Source organism: Mesorhizobium sp. M0598 (genome assembly GCF_040320865.1).
GTDB lineage: Bacteria > Pseudomonadota > Alphaproteobacteria > Rhizobiales > Rhizobiaceae > Mesorhizobium.
Window position 1 is genome coordinate 83,129 of the sequence record NZ_JAMYQL010000001.1, and the last position, 20,564, is coordinate 103,692.

Consider the following 20,564-nt stretch of genomic DNA (forward strand, 5'->3'; position numbering starts at 1 on the left):
CTCAGCTTCCCCGGTAAGTCGAATAGCCGTAAGGCGACATGAGCAGCGGCACATGATAGTGCACCGGCTCGGCCATACCGAAGCGGATCGGCACATGGTCGAGGAAGGCCGGTTCCGGCAGTTTTGTCCCTTGCCGGCGCAGATAATCGCCAGCCGCAAAGACCAGCTCGTATTCGCCGGTACGGAATTCCGCGCCGGCAAGCAGCGGAGCATCGCAACGGCCGTCATCATTGGTGACGACCGTTTTCAGATGCGTCCGGGCCTGACCGTCAAGATGATAGAGCTCGATCGACAGACCGGCCGCCGGTTTGCCGGCTGCAGTGTCGAGGACGTGGGTCGTCAGGCGCCCGCCTTCGGCTTTCGACGTTTCCGCCACTGGCTGCTCCATTCCCTGCACAGTCGAACACTATTCATGAATTGTGCGCCAATTAAAGGCGATGCATAAGTCCCGGTCGAGCGGAGCGCGACAAAAACACTTTCAAAAATTTCGGGGGAATGCGCAGGCACTCCTTTCGACTATCCTGATCACAATTCCGGCAGGAGCGAGAATGCGTTACGAACGAGACATGCGGGGCTATGGAGCCAATCCGCCGGATCCGAAATGGCCCGGCGGGGCGCATGTCGCCGTGCAGTTCGTCGTCAATTACGAAGAGGGCGGCGAGAATTGCGTCCTCCACGGCGACAAGGCTTCGGAGGCTTTCCTGTCGGAGATCGTCGGCGCCGCGCCCTGGCCCGGCCAGCGCCACTGGAACATGGAATCGATCTACGAATACGGCGCCCGTTCCGGCTTCTGGCGATTGCTGCGCCTGTTCAGCGCGGCGCAAGTGCCGGTCACCTGCTACGGCGTCGCCACGGCCCTGGCGCGTTCGCCCGATCAGGTTGCGGCGATGCAGGAGGCCGGCTGGGAGATCGCCTCGCACGGGCTGAAATGGATCGACTACCGCGACCATGCGCCAGAAGACGAGCGCCGCGACATGGAAGCGGCGATCCGGCTGCATTATGAGGTCACAGGCACGCGGCCGACCGGCTGGTACACCGGGCGCACCTCGATCAACACGGTGCGGCTGGCGGCGGAAGAGGGCGGCTTCGACTATGTGTCGGACACCTATGACGACGAACTGCCCTACTGGTTCGAGCACGTGGCGCCGGATGGCACGGCGAAACCGCAGCTGATCATCCCCTACACGCTCGACGCCAACGACATGCGCTTTGCCACGCCGCAAGGCTTCAACTCGGGCGACCAGTTCTTTGCCTATCTCAGGGATAGTTTCGATACGCTCTATGCCGAGGGCAAGGCAGGACGGCCGCGCATGATGAACATCGGCCTGCACTGCCGCCTCGTCGGCCGGCCGGGCCGGGTCGCGGCACTGAAGCGCTTCATCGACTACGTCAAATCACACGACAAGGTCTGGCTGGCACGGCGCATCGACATCGCAAAACATTGGCAGGAGACGCATCCGTTCCGGTTGCCGGCGCTGCGCCCGTCGAAAATGGAATTCGAGGCCTTCGTCCATACATTTGGCGGCGTGTTCGAGCATTCGCCGTGGATTGCCGAGCGCGCTTATGAGCTGGAGCTCGGCCCGGCGCATGAAAGTGCCGGCGGCCTGCACAATGCGCTCTGCCGCGTCTTTCGCGCGGCAAGCGAGGCCGATCGGCTTTCCGTGCTCAATGCGCATCCCGACCTTGCCGGAAAACTGGCGCAGGCCAAGCGGCTGACGGCGGAATCGTCGAGGGAACAGGCTTCGGCCGGCCTCGACGCGCTGACCGACAAGGAGCGCGAGCTGTTCGCAAAACTCAATGCCGCCTACGTCACCAGTTTCGGTTTCCCCTTCATTATTGCGGTGAAAGGCAAGACCAAGGGGGAGATCCTGGCCGAGTTCGAGGCGCGTATTGGCAACAGCCACGATGTCGAATTCGAAACCGCCTGCAGACAGGTCGAGCGCATCGCGCTGCTTCGTCTCAAGGACATGCTTCCGCAATAGGCTTTGGCTGCCGCGATAGGCCTTGGCGTCCGCAACAGGCTTGAATTTATGGATATGATGAAAATGGCCGAGCGAACCTATTATGCGCCGCAGGGCGGACATCCCGGCCAGAGCGAATTGCTGACCGGCCGCGCTGTGTTCACACAGGCCTATGCCGTCATCCCCAAGGGCGTGATGCAGGACATCGTCACCAGCGCCTTGCCGTTCTGGGATGGGACACGCGTCTGGGTGCTGTCGCGGCCGCTGTCGGGTTTTGCCGAGACGTTTTCGCAATATATCGTCGAGCTCGCGCCTGGCGGCGGCAGCGACCACCCTGAGCTTGACGCCGCCGCCGAAGGTGCGCTGTTCGTGGTCGAAGGCGAGCTAAGCGTTTCGCTTGCCGGCAAGAAACATAGCTTAAGGCCGGGCGGCTTTGCCTTCCTGCCGCCGGCGAGTGGGTGGACGGTGCACAATGAAAGCGGCGCCGCCGTCCGCTTCCACTGGATCCGCAAGACTTATGATTCAGTCGACGGCATCGAGCCGCCGCAAGCGTTCTTCGTCAACGAACAGGACATCGCGCCGACGCCGATGCCGGGTACCGAAGGCCGATGGGCGACCACGCGCTTCGTCGATCCGGCCGACATGCGCCACGACATGCATGTCACCATCGTCACGCTCGAGCCGGGCGCGGTCATTCCTTTCGCCGAGACGCATGTCATGGAGCACGGGCTTTATGTGCTGGAGGGCAAGGCGGTCTATCGTCTCAACCAGGACTGGGTCGAGGTCGAGGCTGGCGATTATATGTGGCTGCGCGCCTTCTGCCCGCAGGCTTGTTATGCCGGCGGGCCAGGCAAATTCCGCTATCTCCTCTACAAGGACGTCAACCGCCACGCCAAGCTTGGCAGCGCCGGCGTCGCGAGACCTACACCATGACCCGCATCGTCGCGCGGCCGCTGACCCGCGAGAATTTCGCCGAATTCGGCGACGTCATCGATATGGGCGGCGACAACCATTATCCGATCAATGGCGGCAAGGCCGAGCGCTACCATGACCTCGCCACCGCGGAAGCACGAGGGCCGAATGCGCGCGTGCTGATCTCGATGGTGCGTGGCACGCACTATGAGCTGCCGTTGAAGCTTACCATGGTGGAGCGCCATCCGTTTGGCAGCCAGGCCTTCATCCCGCTGTCACCACGGCCGTTCCTGGTCGTCGTCTGCCATGACGGCGAGGAGGGCCCGGGCGAGCCGCATGCCTTCATCACCGCGCCCGGGCAAGGCATCAACTATCCGCGCAATTTGTGGCACGGCGTGCTGACGCCGATCGGCGAGCCGCAGGACTTCCTGGTCGTCGACCGTGGCGGCGACGACTCCAATCTCGAAGAGTGCCATTTCTCGCACGCCTACGAGATACATCTTCCCGATGGGAGCCGGTGATGACCGACATTTCGCTGATCGACCGCCTGCTCGATGTCATAGAGCACGACATCGTGCCGAAGACGGCCGAGGGCGTCGCGCATGGCAACAAGTTGTTCGGCGCGGCGATCCTGCGCAAGGACGACCGTTCGCTGGTGCTTGCCGAAACCAACAACGAGACGGAAAACCCGCTCTGGCATGGCGAGGTGCACTGCCTGAAGCGCTTCTACGAAATGCCGAAGGCCGAGCGCGTCGATACCAAGGACGCGATCTTTCTTGCCACGCACGAACCTTGCTCGCTCTGCCTGTCGGCGATCACCTGGACCGGCTTCGACAATTTCTTCTATCTGTTCAGCCACGAGGACTCGCGCGACAGCTTCGACATCCCGCACGATTTGAAGATCCTGAAAGAGGTCTTCACCCTCGATCCCGGCGGCTACAATGCCGAGAATGCCTATTGGAAGAGCTTTTCGATCCGCAAATTGGTGCGCTCGCTGCCCGATCCCGAGCGCGGTCGGCTGGAAGCGCGCATCCACACAATATCAGCGCGCTATGACGAATTGTCCGGCGCCTATCAGGCCGGCAAGGACGAAAACGACATTCCGCTGAATTGACGCGGATTGACCAGCCGAATTCGTTGACTGGCCCATGACGCGCTCTCACAGGCTCCATCATCTGGCGCTCCTGGAGTTCGCCCGCATGAAAATCGTCACTGAATTCCCCCGAAACATCGTCGAATTTCCGGATATGGGGATCATCATGCCGGACGGCTGCCGGCTGTCGGCGCGGGTGTGGATGCCGGCCGATGCTGCCGACGACCCAGTGCCGGCAATCCTCGAACACCTGCCCTATCGCAAGCGCGACGGCACGATCTATCGTGATCAGCTGACGCATCCCTATTTTGCCGGCCACGGCTACGCCTCGATCCGCGTCGACATGCGCGGCAATGGCGATTCCGAAGGGCTGATGGACGACGAATATTCCGAGCAGGAATTGCAGGACGCTTGCGACGTCATCGCCTGGGCGGCGGACCAGCCCTGGTGCAACGGCAATGTCGGCATGATGGGCATTTCGTGGGGCGGCTTCAACTGCCTGCAGGTGGCGTCTAAGCAGCCGCCGGCGCTGAAGGCGGTCATCAGTCTCTGTTCGACGGTCGACCGCTATGCCGACGACATCCACTACAAGGGCGGCTGCCTGCTGATCGAGAATTTCGGCTGGGCCTCGACCATGCTGTCCTATTCGTCAAGGCCGCCGGATCCGTTGCTGGCCGGCGACAACAGATGGCGCGACCTGTGGCTGACCAGGCTGGAGAACCAGCCCTTCCTGGCACCGCTGTGGCTGAAGCACCAGCATCGCGATGCCTATTGGAAGCGCGGCTCGATCGGCGAGGACTATTCCGCCATCCATGCCGCGGTGCTGTCGATCGGCGGCTGGCATGATGGCTATCGCAATACGATTTCCCATCTCGCCGTCAATATCGAGGCGCCGGTCAAGGGCATCGTCGGCCCGTGGATCCACAAATACCCGCATTACGCCGCGCCCGAACCGCGCATCGGCTTCCTGCAGGAGGCCTTGCGCTGGTGGGACCGCTGGCTGAAGGACATCGACACCGGCGTCGAGGCCGACCCCGCCTACCGCGCCTATGTCATGGACAGCGTGCGTCCGGCGCGCTGGCATCCCGAGCGGCCGGGCCGCTGGGTCGCTGAATCGGAATGGCCGTCACCTAACATCAAGACGCAAGAGGTTGAGCTTATCGCTGAAGGCAACCACGCTATCGTCGCTTCGCCGCAAAGCTGCGGCCTCGCCGGCGGCGAATATTTCCCCTTCACCTTCGGCCCGGAACTGCCGGGTGACCAGCGCCCCGACGATGCGCTGTCGGTGTGCTTCGACCAGCCGGTGCTGACCGAAACGGTCGACATTGTCGGTGCTCCCGAAGTTGTGGTCAGGGTCTCGTCGGACCGGCGCCAGGCGAACATCGCGGTCCGGCTGTGCGACGTCCATCCGGACGGAGCATCGGAGCTGATTTCCTACGGCGTGCTCAACCTGACGCATCGCAACTCGCACGAATTTCCCGAAGCGCTGGTGCCCGGCGAGACCGTCAGCGCCCGGGTGGTGCTCGACCAATGCGCCTATCGCGTGCCGGCCGGCCATCGCTTGCGCGTTGCCGTTTCGAACGCCTACTGGCCGATGATCTGGCCGTCGCCGGAGCCGGTCCGGCTGGAATTGTCGGCCGCGACATTGATGCTGCCGGTACGCCCGCCGGCGACAGGCGACGAGGTCACCTTCCCCGCCCCCGAAAGCGCCACGCCCTGGGCAACCGAAACGGTCCGCGCCGCCAATTCCGAGCGTCATGTCGATCGCGACGAAAAGACCGGAATGATCACGCTTTCCATCGTGGACGATTTCGGTGAGGTGCGCGACCTGGAGCATGGCCTCGCCAATGGCAGCGTCGCCAGAGAGACATGGGCGATCCATCCCGACAATCCGCTGTCAGCCTCTGGCAAGACGCATTGGACCCAGACGCTGTCGCGAAATGGATGGTCGGTGCGCACCGAAACCTTCGCCGAAATGCGCTCCGACGCGCAAAGCTTCATAGTTAGCGCCAGAATTGAAGCCTATGAAGGCGAGAAACTGGTCTTCGGGCGCAACTTCGAGGAGAAAATCCCGCGCGCACTGCTTTGAGCGCTTATAGCGATTGGTCCAATTGCGACGCACGATTTACGCCACGGCATGTCGCATTCGGTCTTGCTTACCGCTTTCCCTTACGGTCATTATTCTCCCGATAGAAATGAGAAAAACGACCATAAGGTCAGACCAACAGAGTGAGGAACTCAACATGTCAAACGAACTGGAATTTCTCAGCCGGCGCGTTGCGTCCGGCAAGCTGAGCCGTCGCGATTTTCTCGGCCGGGCAGCAGCGCTTGGCGTCACCGCAACTTTCGCCAACTCGCTGCTATCCAGCGCTTCCCGCGCGGCGGGTCCGGTCAAGGGCGGCACGCTCAAGGCTGGCCTGGTCGGTGGCGAGTCCACCAACAGCCTCGATCCGGCGCTGTTTATGACGCAGGTGCCGTTCGCCTTCGGCAAGATGTGGGGCGAACTGATCGTCGAACTGTCTCCCGAAGGCAAGCTCGAGAACCGCATCGCCGAGGAGATCGGCTCGTCGGACGACGCCAAGACCTGGACGCTGAAGATCCGCGATGGCGTCGAGTTCCACAACGGCAAGAAGGTGACCGCAGAGGACGTGGCCGCCACCCTCGAACGCCATTCGGACGAGAAGTCAAAGTCCGGTGCGCTCGGTTACATGAAAGGCATCGAGAGCATCAAGGCCAGCGGCAAGGAAGTGGTGCTGACGCTGAAGGAGCCGAATGCCGACCTGCCCTACCTGCTTAGCGACTATCACCTGATCATTCAGCCGAATGGCGGCAAGGACAAGGCCGATGCCGGCATTTCAGCGGGTCCTTACAAGGTCACCACCAACGAGCCCGGCGTGCGCCATGGCGGCGAGCGCTTCGCCAATTATTGGCAGGGCGACAAGATGGGCCATGCCGACCAGATAGAGATCATCGTCATCAACGACGCCACGGCGCGTACGGCCGCTCTGCAGGGCGGCCAGGTCCACATGATCAACCGCGTCGAGCCGAAGATCGTCGATCTGATCAAGCGCGTGCCCGGCGTCACCATCCGCAACCATTCGGGACCCGGCCACTACGTCTTCATCATGCACTGTAACACCGCGCCGTTCGACAACAACGATTTGCGGATGGCGTTGAAGCTGGCGATCGACCGCGAGGAGATGCTGAACAAGGTGCTGCGTGGCTATGGCTCGCTCGGCAACGACTTCCCGATCAATGCATCGTACCCGCTATTCACCGAGATCGAGCAGCGCAAATACGATCCCGACAAGGCCAAGTTCCACTACAAGAAGTCGGGCCATGACGGTGCCGTCCTGCTCCGGACGTCGGACGTCGCCTTCCCCGGTGCCGTCGATGCTGCACAGCTGTTCCAGCAGAGTGCTGCCAAGGCCGGCATCACGCTGGAGATCAAGCGCGAACCGGGCGACGGCTATTGGTCGGAAGTCTGGAACAAGCAGCCCTTCTGCGCCTCCTACTGGGGCGGACGCTCGACGCAGGACCAGATGTACTCGACTGCCTATCTGTCGACGGCCGACTGGAACGACACACGGTTCAAGCGTCCGGATTTCGACAAGATGGTGCTGGCGGCTCGCGCCGAGCTCGACGAGGCCAAGCGCAAGGCAATGTACCACGACATGGCTGTGATGGTGCGCGACGAGGGCGGCCTAATCCTGCCGATGTTCAATCAGTTTATCGACGCGACGGGCGCCAAGGTTGCCGGGTGGGTGGATGATCCGCATCAGGAGTTGATGAACGGATATGCTCTGGCGAAGTGCTGGCTCGAAGCCTGAGCCCGGCCTTGCGGATATGTCCTCACCCATCGTGAAACTGGTGGCCCAGCGCATTGCGCTGGGCATTCTGCTGCTGTTGGCCGTTTCGGTCCTGATCTTCGCCGGCACCCAGATCCTGCCCGGCGACGTCGCGCAAGCCATCCTCGGACAATCGGCGACACCGGAGTCGCTCGCCAATCTGCGCGAGCAGCTCGGCCTCAATGATCCCGCTTACATCCGTTATTTTCGCTGGCTCGGCGGCATTCTGACCGGTGATCTCGGCACGGCTATGTCGAGCGGTCAGGATATCGCAACCTCTATCAAGGGAAGGCTGTGGAACACGCTGTTCCTCGCCTTCTGGGCGGCGGTCGTCGCGGTGCCGCTGGCGATCATCCTCGGGCTGATCGCGGTGCGCTACCGCAATGGCTGGGTCGACAAGCTGATCTCGGGACTGGCGCTGGCCTCGACGTCCTTCCCGGAATTCTTCGTCGGCTATGTACTCGTCTTTTTCTTCGCGGTGCAACATCAATGGTTTCCCGCCATTTCCACTGTCTATGACGGGATGCCTTTCGGCGAACGCATTCAGGCCATCGCACTGCCGGCGGCGGCGCTGACTCTGGTGGTGCTAGCCCATATGATGCGCATGACGCGCGCCGCGATCCTCAATGTCATGCAGTCGGCCTATGTCGAAACCGCCGAACTCAAGGGGCTTTCGGCCTTCGCGGTCATCCGCAGGCATGCCTTCCCCAATGCCATTGCGCCGATCATCAACGTCGTGATGCTCAATCTCGCTTACCTGATCGTCGGCGTCGTCGTGGTCGAAGTTATCTTTGTCTATCCAGGCATGGGCCAATACCTCGTCGACCACGTCACCAAGCGTGACGTGCCGGTGGTGCAGGCGGTCGGGCTGATCTTCGCCGCCGTCTACATCAGCCTGAACATCATCGCGGACATAGCAGCGATCGTCGCCAATCCGCGCCTCAGACATCCGAAATGAGGGGGGCGGGTATGCTCGTCATCAAACGCATCCCCATCCCGGCATTGGTCGGCATCGTGCTGACGGCGCTGTTCGTGCTGGCAGCAATTTTTGCGCCGTGGATCGCGCCGCATGGCAATGCCGAGATCGTCAGTGACGTCCCTTGGGAACCGATGTCGGCGGCGCATTGGCTGGGCACCGACAATCTCGGCCGCGATCTGTTGTCGCGCATGATCTACGGCGCCCGCATCACCCTGTTCATCGCGGTGCTGGCGACCGCGCTGTCCTTCTCGCTCGGCGCCATCCTCGGCTTTTCGGCAGCGGTTTTCGGCGGCTGGTTCGACACGCTTCTGTCGCGTCTCGTCGATCTCCTGATGTCAATTCCGACACTGATCATGGCCCTTGTCGTGCTGTCGGTGCTGCCATCCAATCTCGTGACACTGATCCTGGTCATGGGCATTCTCGACTCGACCCGCGTCTACCGCCTGTCGAGGGCGGTCGCCGTCGACATCAACGTGATGGACTACGTCGAGGCGGCCAAATTGCGCGGCGAAGGCAGCGGCTGGATCATCTTCCGGGAAATCCTGCCCAATGCGCTGTCGCCGCTGGTTTCGGAACTCGGCCTGCGCTTCATCTATGCCGTACTGTTCCTGTCGACGCTGTCCTTCCTCGGGCTTGGCGTACAGCCGCCGGACGCCGATTGGGGCGGCATGGTCAAGGAAAACAAGGATGGTATCGTCTTCGGCATAGGCGCCGCCCTCATTCCGGCGGCGGCGATCGCAGCGCTGGCGATTTCCGTCAATCTCGTCGCCGACTGGGTGCTCAACCGCACGACAAGCCTGAAGGGAGGACGCGGGTAATGGCTGACAAGCAACCGAAGCCCGGGCAACCGAAGCCCGGGCAACCGAAGTCCGGCGTGCTGCTCGACATCCGCAATCTGCGCATCGAGGCCACGGTATATCCGCCGGGTGAGGCGCCGAAGAACATCGTGCTGGTGCACGATGTCTCGCTGACGCTCGAAAAGGGCAAGGTGCTCGGATTGATCGGCGAGTCCGGCGCCGGCAAATCGACCATCGGCCTGTCGTCGATGGGCTACGGCCGCGGCGGCGTGCGCATCACCGGCGGCGAGGTCATCCTCAATGGCCGCGACATCCTGAAGGGCGGCAACGAAGGGTTCCGCAAATTGCGCGGCCGCGAGGTCTGCTATGTCGCACAATCGGCGGCAGCCGCCTTCAATCCGGCGCACAGGCTGATGGACCAGGTGGTCGAGGCAGCACTCCTGCACGGCACGGCGACGCGGGCCGAAGCCGAAAAGCGCGCCGTGGCGCTGTTCAAGAAGCTCAGCCTGCCGAACCCCGAAAGCATCGGCGAGCGCTTCCCCCACCAGGTCTCGGGCGGTCAGCTGCAGCGCGTGATGACGGCAATGGCGCTGTGCTCGGAACCCGACCTGATCGTCTTCGACGAGCCGACCACGGCGCTCGACGTGACGACGCAGATCGACGTCTTGGCGGCGATCAAGGATGCCATCCGCGACACGCATGTCGCGGCGCTCTACATCACTCACGACCTTGCCGTCGTCGCCCAGGTCTCGGACGAGATCATGGTGCTGCGCCACGGCCGGCTGGTCGAATGGGGCGGCACCCGCCAGATCATCAAGGAGCCGCGCCAGGAATACACCAACGCGCTAGTTTCGGTGCATGAGATCGAACACCAGGAGCAGAAGCCTGGCACGAGCCCGTTCCTGTCGGTCAAGAACATCACCGCCGCCTATGGCCGCAGTCACATCAAGGTGCTGAAGAACGTCTCGGTCGATATTTTCCCCGGCCAGACGCTGGCGGTGGTCGGCGAGTCCGGCTCCGGCAAATCGACACTGGCGCGCGCCATCACCGGCCTCTTGCCGCCCGAACAAGGCACCGTCACCTTCGACGGACGGCCGCTCGCCAACCGGCTTGCCGACCGGCCGAAAGAGGATCTTCGCCAACTGCAGATGATCTACCAGATGGCCGACGTGGCGATGAACCCGCGCCAGACGGTCGGCACCATCATCGGCCGGCCGCTGGAATTCTATTTCGGTCTGCGCGGAAGGCAACGTGATGCCCGTGTCGCGGAACTGCTCGACAAGATCGAAATGGGCAAAGGCTATGTCGACCGCTATCCGGCCGAGCTTTCGGGCGGCCAGAAGCAGCGCGTCTGCATCGCCCGCTCGCTCGCCGCAAAGCCGAAGCTGATCATCTGCGACGAGGTGACCTCGGCGCTCGATCCGCTGGTCGCCCACGGCATACTGGAGCTGCTCCTCGGGCTGCAGAAAGAGGAAAACGTCGCCTATCTGTTCATCACCCACGACCTGGCCACGGTCAAGTCGATCGCCGATTCAATCGCCGTGATGTATCGCGGCGAAGTGGTGCGCTACGGCGCCAAGAGCACCGTGCTGACGCCACCCTTCGATGCCTACACCGATCTTTTGCTATCGTCGGTGCCAGAAATGGAGATCGGCTGGCTAGAGAAAGCGATCAAGGGACGGCGCATGGCCAGCGCGGGGAACTAGCGGGCCGCGCTTTGAGCCCGACGATCCTGTCCGGGCGTGGATTGAACGGCAGGCCCGCCCTGACTTTCCGATCAAGCCGCATGGAGGCGCCCTTGGCGCTCAACACAAAACTATTGCTCATCATCCTCGACGGCGTGCCTTACCGGAACTGGCGACGGCTGATGGGCAATCTCGAAGGCTGGGTGCAATCAGGCGAAGCCCGCGTATGGAAAATGCGCTCCGTGCTGCCGTCGACCTCGGCATCCTGCTATGCCTCGATCCACACCGGCGTGCCGCCCCAAGTGCACGGTATCCTGTCGAACGAGAACCGGTTTCGGGTCGAACAGCCGGACATCTTTTCCCAAGTCAGCAGGGCCGGCGGCAAGACCGGTGCGGTCACCCACTCCTACTGGTCCGAATTCTTCCGGGCCTATCCGTTCGACCTGGTCGAGGACATGGAGTTCGACCAGCCGGGCAGGCCGATCAGCCATGGCCGGTTCCACACCATGACCGGCTACAATGCCAGGAACCAGATGACGCCGAGCGACGTCGACCTGTTCGCGACGTTGACCATGCTGACCAGGCGCTACGGCATCGACTACGGCATCCTGCACAGCTGTACTCTGGACTCGATGGGCCACCGCTTCGGCCATGACTGCCACGAGATGGATCATGCCGTCTATGCAATGGACGCCATGCTCGCCGGCTTTCTGCCAGGCTGGCGGGAAGCCGGCTACGAGGTGATCGTCACCGCCGATCATGGCCAGACCGATCGCGGCCATCATGGCGGCCACGACGAGGAGATGCAGGATTTCGCACTTTACTACTTCGGATCCGGCGAGGGTCCGGAAGCCAATACGCTGCTCGATCAGCTGCAGCTCGCGCCGACGGTGCTTGCGCGCCTCGGCGTGCCGGTGCCGGCGACAATGAAGGCAAAGCCGTTCCTGAGCTGAGCGCGCGCCCTCTTCTCCCTCTGGCAACGCTCCCGCTCTTCAGTTAGCCTCCGCAAATATACGGGCGGATGCGGTGAACCTTTTTGGGCCGATCAGCGACAGAGCAGGCAGGAGCCAGGCGGCTCGACCGGCGATGACGGCCGCGGAGACCGATCGCGCGCTTGTCGAGCGGGTCGCGAAAGGCGACCGTGCCGCCGTGCGGCTCCTGTTCATGCGCCACCACGCGCGGGTCTACCGCTTCGTGGCACGCCAGACGGGATCGGAACTGATGGCCGACGATATCGCGAACGAGGTGTTCCTCGAACTCTGGCGGCAGGCACCGGCCTTCGAGGGGCGCTCGGAGGTCTCGACATGGCTGCTCGGCATTGCCCGCTTCAAGGCGCTGTCCCTGCTGCGCAAGAAGAAGGAAGACTGGATCGACGACGATGACGCGGCCCAGGTCGCCGACGGCGCCGACACGCCGGAAGTCGTGACGATGAAGGAAGACAAGGCCGCCGCCTTGCGACGCTTTATCGATGCCATGCCGGAAGAGCACCGCACGGTGATCGACCTTGCCTATTATCACGGGCAATCGGTGAGCGAGATCGGCGAGGTACTCGGCATCCCGGTCGCAACCGTCAAGACCAGGATGTTCTACGCCCGCAAGAAACTCGGCGAAGCCCTCAAGGCCGCCGGTTACGACAGGGGGTGGCCATGAGCGCCGCTGAAAAAATGTCACGCCGCGACGAAATGGAAATGCTGCTGCCGTTTTATCTGAACGGCTCGCTGGAGGGCACCGAGCTCGAAGCCATCGAGGAATGGCTGGCGAGCGATCCGGCGGCGATGGCCGCACTAGGCGAGGCCGAGGCCGAATTCTCCGGCACCGCTGCCGCAAACGAGGCAATCCGCCCGCCGGCCGATGCGCTCAGCCGCTTTGCCAAGGCGCTCGACGCCGAGGCCGGCCCGTCCCGCGCGCCTGCGGCATCGTCCTGGCTGGCGCAAGCCTGGAGCCGCTTCATGGCGGTGCCCGCCGGCGTCGCCTGGGCCGCGGCCGCGGTGCTGCTGGCCCTGGTCGTAGCGCAATCCTTTGTGCAGACCGGCAACAGAGGTGGCGATTTCGAGATTGCCGGATCGGAGGACGATCTGGCCAAAATGCCGTTTGCCCTTGTGAAGTTCAAACCGGATGCGAAGCTGTCCGACATCATCGCTTTTCTCGACCAGAACCAGTTGAAGATCGCCGGCGGGCCGACCGCCGACGGTGTCTTCCGCCTCGGCGTTCCGGCCAAGACCGCCGCCGACTATCAGAAGCTGCTTGGCCTTATTGCCGCCCAGCCTTTCACCGAAGCTGCGCTGGAGGGAAGGAAACCGGCTGATGGCGGCTAAGGCGGTCATTCGATTGACGGCAGCGATGACAATCTTCGCCGCGTCCGCAATGGCGCAGACCAATGACCCGAACCTCACCCAGGCTGAGATCGACTGCCTGAACCGGGGAAATGCTGCCAACGCCGACTGCGCCAAGGATGGCGGCGCCGTGAAGGATGGCGGCAAAGCGCTGGCTCCTGGAATAACGGGCGCGGTGTTTCTTCCGGACTTGATTTTCGACCTGTTCCCCAATCCTGCCGTAGTCACCGAGGCGCCTATACCTCCTGGCAATACTGCAACCCCACCCGCCGTCGCGCCGGCAATACAGGCTGCCGCGCCGGGCGGTCCGGTCGTAGCACCCACCGATCTTGTCGCAACCGAGCCGCCGCGCGCCGTGATCGGCGATTTCGTGCCCGACGAGGTGCTGGTCACGGTCAATGGCGATGCCGGCGCGGTCCAGCAGATCGCGGCCTCGTTCGGCCTCGAGATACGCTCGCAGCGGCAGTCGCGGCTGCTCGGCAACACGCTGGTGCGCTTCGGCATTCCCGATGGCCGCCCGGTCGGCGTCGTGCTGGCGCAACTTGCCGCCGACGGCCGTACTTTGCGGCGTGAGGCCAACCACGTCTACTCGCTGCAGCAGGCGGCCAGCATCGTCAATTATGCGTTCGAGCGCATTGCGCTCGATGCCGACAAAGCCAGCGGCGAGAATGTGCGCGTCGGCGTCATCGACACCGGCATCGATGACGGCAATCCGGCGCTCTCCGGCGTCATCGCCGGGCAGTTCGATGCCATGCCCGACGTGCCGATCAAGGCGCGCGACCACGGCACTTCGGTCGATGGACTGATTGCCGGCACCGGCGCGTTCAAAGGCATGGCGCCGGGTGCCAGGATCTATCACGCCCGCGCCTTCGAGGGCGGCAAGTCGACCATGGACGTCATCCTTTCGGCGCTCGACTGGGCGGCGGAGCAGGATGTCCGCATCATCAATATGAGCTTCGTCGGTCCGAAGAACGACCTGCTCGGCATCGCCTGCCGCAATGCGCGCGCGTTTGGCATCGTGCTGGTTGCGGCCGCCGGCAATAACGGACCGAAGGCGCCCTATGGTTATCCGGCCGCCTTCGACGGCGTGATGGCGGTGACGGCCACCGATGCCAAGGACGGGCTGATGCCGCAGGCCAATCGCGGCGCCTATGTCTTCATCTCCGCTCCCGGCGTCGAGATGGTGGCGCCGAGCGGCGCCGGCTCGGACGTGGTGACCGGGACGTCCTTCGCCGCAGCGATCGTGACCGGCGCCGTCGCCAACCTGTTCCATGCCGCACCCGACCGTTCGGCCGACTGGGTCGAGAAAGCACTTGCCGTCACCGCAAGGGATCTCGGCGCGAAGGGGCGGGACAATGATTTCGGCTTTGGCCTGCTGAATACCAAGGCGGCCGAGGCGGCGAAGGAATAGCCCGCTCAAGTCGCGTTTTGCTGAGGACGTAGCAGAAAATAGAATGCGGCGATGTGCGTTATCATCAGCAGCGGTACGTAGATGATCGGGATCGCGTAGGTGGCGCCCAGTTCGCCTGCGCGTGCAGGAAGGCCGATCTGGACGGCATGGTAATAGTCGACGATGAGGTCGACCGTTCCGACGACGTTGAAGGCGACTACGAACGGCCAGAAGAGCGGGCGTATCCTCACTGTGAGCAGCGCCAGCATGGCCAGCACGCCAGTCGCGAAATCGCCGTAGGCGGCGAATACGGCGAAATCGGTGGGCAGATTGGGGCTTACGACACCTGGAACCATGAAGACGAGCCCGAAGAAGCGGAAGCTGTGCAGCGTAGCGATGGCGCGTTGCGCCGCGACCCGGTCCATCGACCTGAGCCACGGCAAACCGTACGCGCCGAAGCAAAGCAGCCACGCAACATAGCCGAGAACAAGATGGGTTTGGAACACCATTTCCGTGGACATTTGGCCTTCTCTCAACAGTTGATTCATGCGGCTTTAAGCCCGCTACCGCAATTCGACTATCCGGTGTAATCACAACAACCTATGAAGCAGAACTACACAGTCCGACATGGTGCGCTGGAGGGCGTCGAGGCGTTCCTGGCCGTCGCCAGGCGCCGTAACTTCCGCCGTGCCGCCGCCGATCTCGGCGTGACGCCATCCGCCGTGAGCCAAGCGGTGCGCGCGCTGGAAGCCCGCCTGGGCACAGCGCTGTTCGTCCGCACGACGCGGAGCGTTGGTTTAACCGAGCCTGGCCAGCGGTTCCTCGACCGTGCCGGCCCGGCATTCGAAGAGCTCGTCGCGGCCGGCGAGGCCGCCCGCGATATCGGCCAGCGGCCGACCGGTCTGCTGCGCCTGTCTGTGCCCCGCGCTATCGTGCCGCTGATGTTGGAGCCGCTGCTCGCGTCGTTCTGCCAAGCCTATCCTGAGATCGAACTGGAGATCGCCGTGAGCGACCAGATGGTCGATCTCGCGACCGGCGGGTTCGACGCCGGCATCCGCCTCGGGCAACTCATCGCCGCCGACATGGTCGCGGTGCGGCTGACCCCACCGTTCTCGTTCGTGGTCGTCGGCAGCCCTGACTATCTCGAGCGCTACGGCCGTCCCGAGCGTGTCGACGACTTGCGCCACCACGCCTGCTTACGCTTGCGCCGCTCGAATGGCGCTATCGCGCCCTGGTCCTTCATCGACGGCAACGGCGCAATCGAAGCGGTCGTCTCAGGCCCGCTGATTGCGCACGACTATTCGACATTGGTCGGGGCTGCGATGCGGGGCGTCGGGCTGGCGCAGACACCGCGACCACTCGCCGAAGGTCTGATAGCCGAAGGAAAACTCCAGTCGGTGCTGGACAGCGTCGCCACGACGACGCCGGGTGTCTTCCTTTATCATCCCGGCAAGCGCCAAGTCCTGCCGAAGCTGCGCGCCTTCATCGATCACCTCAAATCCGCGGCCTGAGACCAGGACGCACCCGCTGGTGCTGGCCAACAGCCGCCAAGAGTCGACCTCGGCCGTTCAGAGTGATTGCCTCTAGGCCGGCGCGCCGGCGACCGATCCCCTGACCACCAGGTCGACCGGCCAGACTTCGCCGCGAGCGCCCTCCTCCAGGCCGGAAATCCGCGCCGCCAGCCGTTCGGCGATGCGCGCGCCGGCGAGGCGGATCGACGAACGCGTCGTCGACAATGGCACCGAAAAATTTTCCGGCTTCAGCCAGGGAAAGACGTCGTCATGGGCGATCAGCGACAGGTCGCCCGGAATGGTCAGGCCGAGATCGCGCACCGCGCGCACCACGCCGAGCGCCATGATCAGGCTGGAGCAGGCGATCGCCGTCGGCGCGTCGCTTTGTTCCAGCAAGCGCCGGGCGGCGCGGTAGCCGTTCTCCTCGGTCATGGTGAGCGAACAGACATGCTGATCACGAAGCACCAGGCCGCTCGCCGCAAGCGCGCGGCGCACGCCGCGCTCGCGATGGATGGCGAAGGTCTCGCGATCGTCGCCATTGATCAGCGCCAGACGCCTATGACCGAGCTGAACGAGTAGCCGCGCCGCCTCGTGGAAGGCGCCCTCATTGTCGATGTCGGTGAACGGATAGTCGAAATCGAAGCCTTCGCTGCGGCCATGGACGATGAAAGGAATGCCGAGCGTATTGACCAGCGCCACCCGCCGGTCGGCCGGCCTCGGCGACGAGATATAGACCGCGTCGACCTGCCGGTTGGCGACAATGCGGCGGTACGTCGTCTCCTGGTCGTCGGCATCGGCCGGTGACAGCACCAGGTCGAGCTCGTGCGAACGCGCATAGTCGCCGAGGCCGGACAGGAACTCGACGAAATGCGGGTCGATATCGACCGTCGTTCCCGTCGGCAGCACATAGCCGATCATGCCGGTCTTGCCGGTCGCCAGCCGACGGGCGCTCGGATTGGGGCGATAGCCGTGACGCTTGGCGGCATCGACCACCCGCCGGCGCGTTTCCTCGTTGACTTCCGGGTAGCCGTTCAATGCGCGGCTCACCGTAGTCTGCGAAAGCGCCAGCATGTGGGAGAGCTGCTTGAGGTTCACCGGAGGCCTCCAAACCTCAAAGCGCTTTTAATCTGAATCGATCTGGCCGCTACGAACTGCGCCGCCGAGTGCAATGACCTTACGCACGGTTCGGACCGGTTTGAAGCCGAATTTGCTGCTGCACCGCCAGAAAACTGTGCTGCAGCGCACTTTCGCCGGCACTCGACCGTAGAAATTAAATCGATTAATTTGGCTTTCTCTTGACTCCGGATCAATTCAGTGGCGAGATCAGAATCACCAAAGCGCTTTGGAAGACCCTACGAAAGGTTGCAGTTCCTTTCCGACTGAGTCACAGTCCTGCAGCGCCGGCGAACGGAATGGAGGTTTCGTTCGGTGTTTGTCACCACTGGGAGGGAATACCGATGAAGAAAATGCTTCTGCTGGGCGCTGCGTTTGCCACGCTTGCGCTCGCCATGCCGGCGCAAGCCGAACTGAAGTTCAAGCCGGGCGAAGATCCCCGTTTCAACTGGGCCAACTACGAGGAGCTCAAGAAGGTCGACCTCAAGGGCGAGACGCTGACGATCTTCGGGCCGTGGCGCGGCGAGGACGAAGGGCTTATCCGCACCGTCCTCGATTACTTCTCCGAAGCCACCGGCGCCGAGATCAAGTACTCCTCGTCGGAGAATTACGAACAGCAGATCGTCATCGACACGCAGGCCGGCAGCCCGCCCAACATTGCCGTGCTGCCGCAGCCGGGCCTGATCCAGGATCTGGCATCGAAGGGCCTTTTGACGCCGCTCGGCGACGACACGGCCAACTGGGTCAAGGACAATTACGGCGCCGGCCAATCCTGGGTCGACCTCGGCACGTTCAAGGACAAGGACGGCAAGCCCGGCTTCTTCGCCTTTCCGTATAAGGCCGACGTGAAGTCGCTGGTCTGGTACTCGCCGGACAATTTCGAGGAAGCGGGCTACAAGGTGCCGAAGACGCAGGAAGAGCTTGCCGAGCTCGAAAAGAAGATCATCGCCGACGGCGGCACGCCATGGTGCATCGGGCTTGGTTCGGGCGGCGCCACCGGCTGGCCGGCGACCGACTGGGTCGAAGACATCATGCTGCGCACCCAGACGCCCGAGACCTACGACAAATGGGTTAAGAACGAAATTCCGTTCAACGATCCGGCAGTGGTCAACGCCATCGACATTTTCGGCAAGATCGCGACCGACGACAAGATGGTCGAGGGCGGCGCCAAGGCGGTTGCGGCGACCGATTTCCGTGACAGCCCGAAGGGCCTCTTCTCGGTGCCGCCGAAATGCTATCTGCACCACCAGGCATCGTTCATCCCGACCTTCTTCCCGCAAGGCACCAAGATCGGCGAGGATGCCGACTTCTTCTATTACCCGCCCTACGCCTCCAAGCCCGAGCTCGGCACTCCGGTGCTCGGCGCCGGCACGCTGGCCATGATCACTAAAGATAGCAAGAGTGCCCGCGCGTTCATCGAATTCCTGAAGCTGCCGCTCGCTCATGAGATCTGGATGGCACAGGGCGGCTTCGTGACGCCGTTCAAGTCGGTCAACAAGGACGCCTATGCTAGCGACGCGCTGAAGAAGCAGGGCGAGATCCTGGCCAACGCCTCGACCTTCCGCTTCGACGGGTCCGACCTGATGCCGGGCAAGATCGGCGCCGGTGCGTTCTGGACCGGCATGATCGACCTGGTCGGCGGCAAGTCCGCCCAGGACGTCGCCACTGACATCCAGAAAAGCTGGGACGCGATCAAGTAAGCGGCCGGCTTGAGTTCCCAATGTGATGTGGTCCGGGCCTCAAACGGCCCGGACCTTATCCGGTGCTTGGCGTCGCGTCGATTGTCGTGAGCACAATGCATTCCGGCATGACGCGCGCCCAGTGACCTGCTTTCCGGCTGGTCGCGCTCCAGACAACTGAATCGGCGCATGATCCCGTCGCCAAAGCCATTCTCGACTGGCGGATCCGTGCGCAGGGGGAGGGACCCATGGCGGCTCAGATTTTTTCGGCGATATTCGTCATCATCATCGGCGTGGGCGGCTGCGTCGCCTATTTCTGGGGCGCCAACAAGGCACTCGACACGATCTTTCCGGCACGCGGCGTTTCCGGCAAGGCGGCGATCAACAATCTGCGCCGGCAGGGGGTGATCCGACCCTGGCTGTTCGTCGGCCCGGCGATGATTATCCTCACTATCTACCTGATCTACCCGGTGGTGGAGACGCTGAGGCTGTCGTTCCTCGATCGCGGCGGCGCCCATTTCGTCGGCTTGGCCAACTATCAATGGGCGTTCGGCGACCGCGAGTTCCGCAACTCGATCCTCAACAACATCATCTGGCTGGCGGTGGTGCCGGCCGCCTGCACCTTCCTCGGGCTGATCATCGCCGTGCTCACCGACAAGATCTGGTGGGGCACCATCGCCAAAAGCCTGATCTTCCTGCCGCTCGCCATCTCGTTCGTTGGCGCCAGCGTCATCTGGAAATTCATCTACGAATATCGCGGCGACGGGCAGACGCAGATCGGTCTGCTCAACGCCATCATCCAGTATTTCGGCGGCCAGCCGCAGGTCTGGATCTCGCTGCCGTTCTGGAACAACTTCTTCCTGATGGTCATCCTGATCTGGATCCAGACCGGCTTTGCCATGGTAATCCTGTCGTCGGCCTTGCGCGGCATTCCGGAAGAGACGCTGGAAGCCGCCGTCATCGACGGCGCCAACCCTTTCCAGATCTTCTGGAAGATCATGGTGCCGCAGATCTGGGGCACCATCGCCGTGGTCTGGACCACCATCACCATCCTGGTGCTGAAGGTTTTCGACATCGTGCTGACCATGACCAACGGCCAGTGGAACAGCCAGGTGTTGGCCAATCTGATGTTCGACTGGATGTTCCGCGGCGGCGGCGATTTCGGCCGCGGCGCCACCATCGCCATCATCATCATGATAGCGGTCATTCCGATCATGGTCTGGAACATCCGCCAGGCGAACAAAGAGACGGAAGGACATTGAG

Annotated in this window: 19 protein-coding genes; 16 read left to right on the plus strand and 3 right to left on the minus strand. The window is 63.0% G+C overall.

The window, feature by feature from the left end:
* Position 1 precedes the first annotated feature (1 nt).
* Complete coding sequence (uraH, locus tag NKI59_RS00345; RefSeq protein ID WP_352620696.1) at positions 2-376, minus strand: hydroxyisourate hydrolase; 375 nt, start codon at positions 374-376, stop codon at positions 2-4.
* A 172-nt stretch (positions 377-548) separates the two neighbouring features.
* Here uraH and puuE point away from each other — a divergent pair, with 172 nt between their 5' ends.
* From puuE to NKI59_RS00410, 13 genes are all read left to right on the plus strand, one after another.
* Positions 549-1,982: an allantoinase PuuE gene (gene puuE / locus NKI59_RS00350; protein ID WP_352701665.1), complete on the plus strand. Its 1,434-nt coding sequence runs from the start codon at positions 549-551 to the stop codon at positions 1,980-1,982.
* A 63-nt stretch (positions 1,983-2,045) separates the two neighbouring features.
* Positions 2,046-2,894: a bifunctional allantoicase/(S)-ureidoglycine aminohydrolase gene (locus NKI59_RS00355; RefSeq protein ID WP_502897028.1), complete on the plus strand. Its 849-nt coding sequence runs from the start codon at positions 2,046-2,048 to the stop codon at positions 2,892-2,894.
* Positions 2,891-3,394: an ureidoglycolate lyase gene (locus NKI59_RS00360; RefSeq protein WP_023676220.1), complete on the plus strand. Its 504-nt coding sequence runs from the start codon at positions 2,891-2,893 to the stop codon at positions 3,392-3,394. Before NKI59_RS00355 ends, NKI59_RS00360 begins: the two co-directional genes overlap by 4 nt.
* On the plus strand, positions 3,394-3,987 hold the full coding sequence (locus tag NKI59_RS00365; protein ID WP_352454754.1) for a nucleoside deaminase: 594 nt from the start codon (positions 3,394-3,396) through the stop codon (positions 3,985-3,987). Before NKI59_RS00360 ends, NKI59_RS00365 begins: the two co-directional genes overlap by 1 nt.
* An 85-nt stretch (positions 3,988-4,072) precedes the next feature.
* The gene (locus NKI59_RS00370; RefSeq protein WP_352701667.1) at positions 4,073-6,055 is read left to right on the plus strand and encodes a CocE/NonD family hydrolase; all 1,983 of its coding nucleotides are present in this window, start codon (positions 4,073-4,075) and stop codon (positions 6,053-6,055) included.
* Positions 6,056-6,209: 154 nt separating this feature from the next.
* Positions 6,210-7,796 carry an ABC transporter substrate-binding protein gene (locus NKI59_RS00375; protein WP_352701670.1) on the plus strand — a complete coding sequence of 529 codons (1,587 nt, stop codon included), beginning with the start codon at positions 6,210-6,212 and terminating at the stop codon, positions 7,794-7,796.
* A 16-nt stretch (positions 7,797-7,812) separates the two neighbouring features.
* Entirely contained in the window at positions 7,813-8,772 is a 960-nt protein-coding gene (locus NKI59_RS00380; RefSeq protein WP_352681491.1) for an ABC transporter permease, read from the plus strand.
* Positions 8,773-8,783: 11 nt separating this feature from the next.
* Entirely contained in the window at positions 8,784-9,611 is an 828-nt protein-coding gene (locus NKI59_RS00385) for an ABC transporter permease (protein WP_352452240.1), read from the plus strand.
* Positions 9,611-11,296, plus strand: coding sequence for an ABC transporter ATP-binding protein (locus NKI59_RS00390; RefSeq protein ID WP_352681493.1), 1,686 nt, complete (start codon positions 9,611-9,613; stop codon positions 11,294-11,296). The genes NKI59_RS00385 and NKI59_RS00390 overlap by 1 nt, the downstream gene beginning before the upstream one ends.
* Positions 11,297-11,388: 92 nt before the next feature.
* A complete protein-coding gene (locus tag NKI59_RS00395; RefSeq protein WP_352681495.1) occupies positions 11,389-12,228 on the plus strand; it encodes an alkaline phosphatase family protein in 840 nt (279 codons plus the stop codon).
* Positions 12,229-12,361: 133 nt separating this feature from the next.
* Complete coding sequence (locus NKI59_RS00400) at positions 12,362-12,925, plus strand: sigma-70 family RNA polymerase sigma factor (RefSeq protein ID WP_352452243.1); 564 nt, start codon at positions 12,362-12,364, stop codon at positions 12,923-12,925.
* The gene (locus NKI59_RS00405; protein WP_352590901.1) at positions 12,922-13,590 is read left to right on the plus strand and encodes an anti-sigma factor; all 669 of its coding nucleotides are present in this window, start codon (positions 12,922-12,924) and stop codon (positions 13,588-13,590) included. The genes NKI59_RS00400 and NKI59_RS00405 overlap by 4 nt, the downstream gene beginning before the upstream one ends.
* Positions 13,580-15,019 carry a S8 family serine peptidase gene (locus NKI59_RS00410; protein ID WP_352590898.1) on the plus strand — a complete coding sequence of 480 codons (1,440 nt, stop codon included), beginning with the start codon at positions 13,580-13,582 and terminating at the stop codon, positions 15,017-15,019. The genes NKI59_RS00405 and NKI59_RS00410 overlap by 11 nt, the downstream gene beginning before the upstream one ends.
* A gap of 5 nt (positions 15,020-15,024) precedes the next feature.
* Here the strand turns inward: NKI59_RS00410 and NKI59_RS00415 are convergent, their stop codons facing one another.
* Positions 15,025-15,519: a DUF8737 domain-containing protein gene (locus NKI59_RS00415; RefSeq protein ID WP_352701673.1), complete on the minus strand. Its 495-nt coding sequence runs from the start codon at positions 15,517-15,519 to the stop codon at positions 15,025-15,027.
* 81 nt (positions 15,520-15,600) lie between these two features.
* On the opposite strand from NKI59_RS00415, the gene NKI59_RS00420 reads away from it, so the two are divergent.
* Positions 15,601-16,509 carry a LysR family transcriptional regulator gene (locus NKI59_RS00420; RefSeq protein ID WP_352701676.1) on the plus strand — a complete coding sequence of 303 codons (909 nt, stop codon included), beginning with the start codon at positions 15,601-15,603 and terminating at the stop codon, positions 16,507-16,509.
* Positions 16,510-16,581: 72 nt separating this feature from the next.
* Here the strand turns inward: NKI59_RS00420 and NKI59_RS00425 are convergent, their stop codons facing one another.
* On the minus strand, positions 16,582-17,604 hold the full coding sequence (locus tag NKI59_RS00425) for a substrate-binding domain-containing protein (protein WP_031213013.1): 1,023 nt from the start codon (positions 17,602-17,604) through the stop codon (positions 16,582-16,584).
* Positions 17,605-17,966: 362 nt separating this feature from the next.
* On the opposite strand from NKI59_RS00425, the gene NKI59_RS00430 reads away from it, so the two are divergent.
* Both NKI59_RS00430 and NKI59_RS00435 read left to right on the plus strand, forming a co-directional pair.
* Entirely contained in the window at positions 17,967-19,322 is a 1,356-nt protein-coding gene (locus tag NKI59_RS00430) for an ABC transporter substrate-binding protein (protein WP_352452249.1), read from the plus strand.
* Positions 19,323-19,549: 227 nt separating this feature from the next.
* Positions 19,550-20,563: a carbohydrate ABC transporter permease gene (locus NKI59_RS00435; protein WP_023680221.1), complete on the plus strand. Its 1,014-nt coding sequence runs from the start codon at positions 19,550-19,552 to the stop codon at positions 20,561-20,563.
* The last annotated feature ends 1 nt before the right edge of the window (position 20,564 follow it).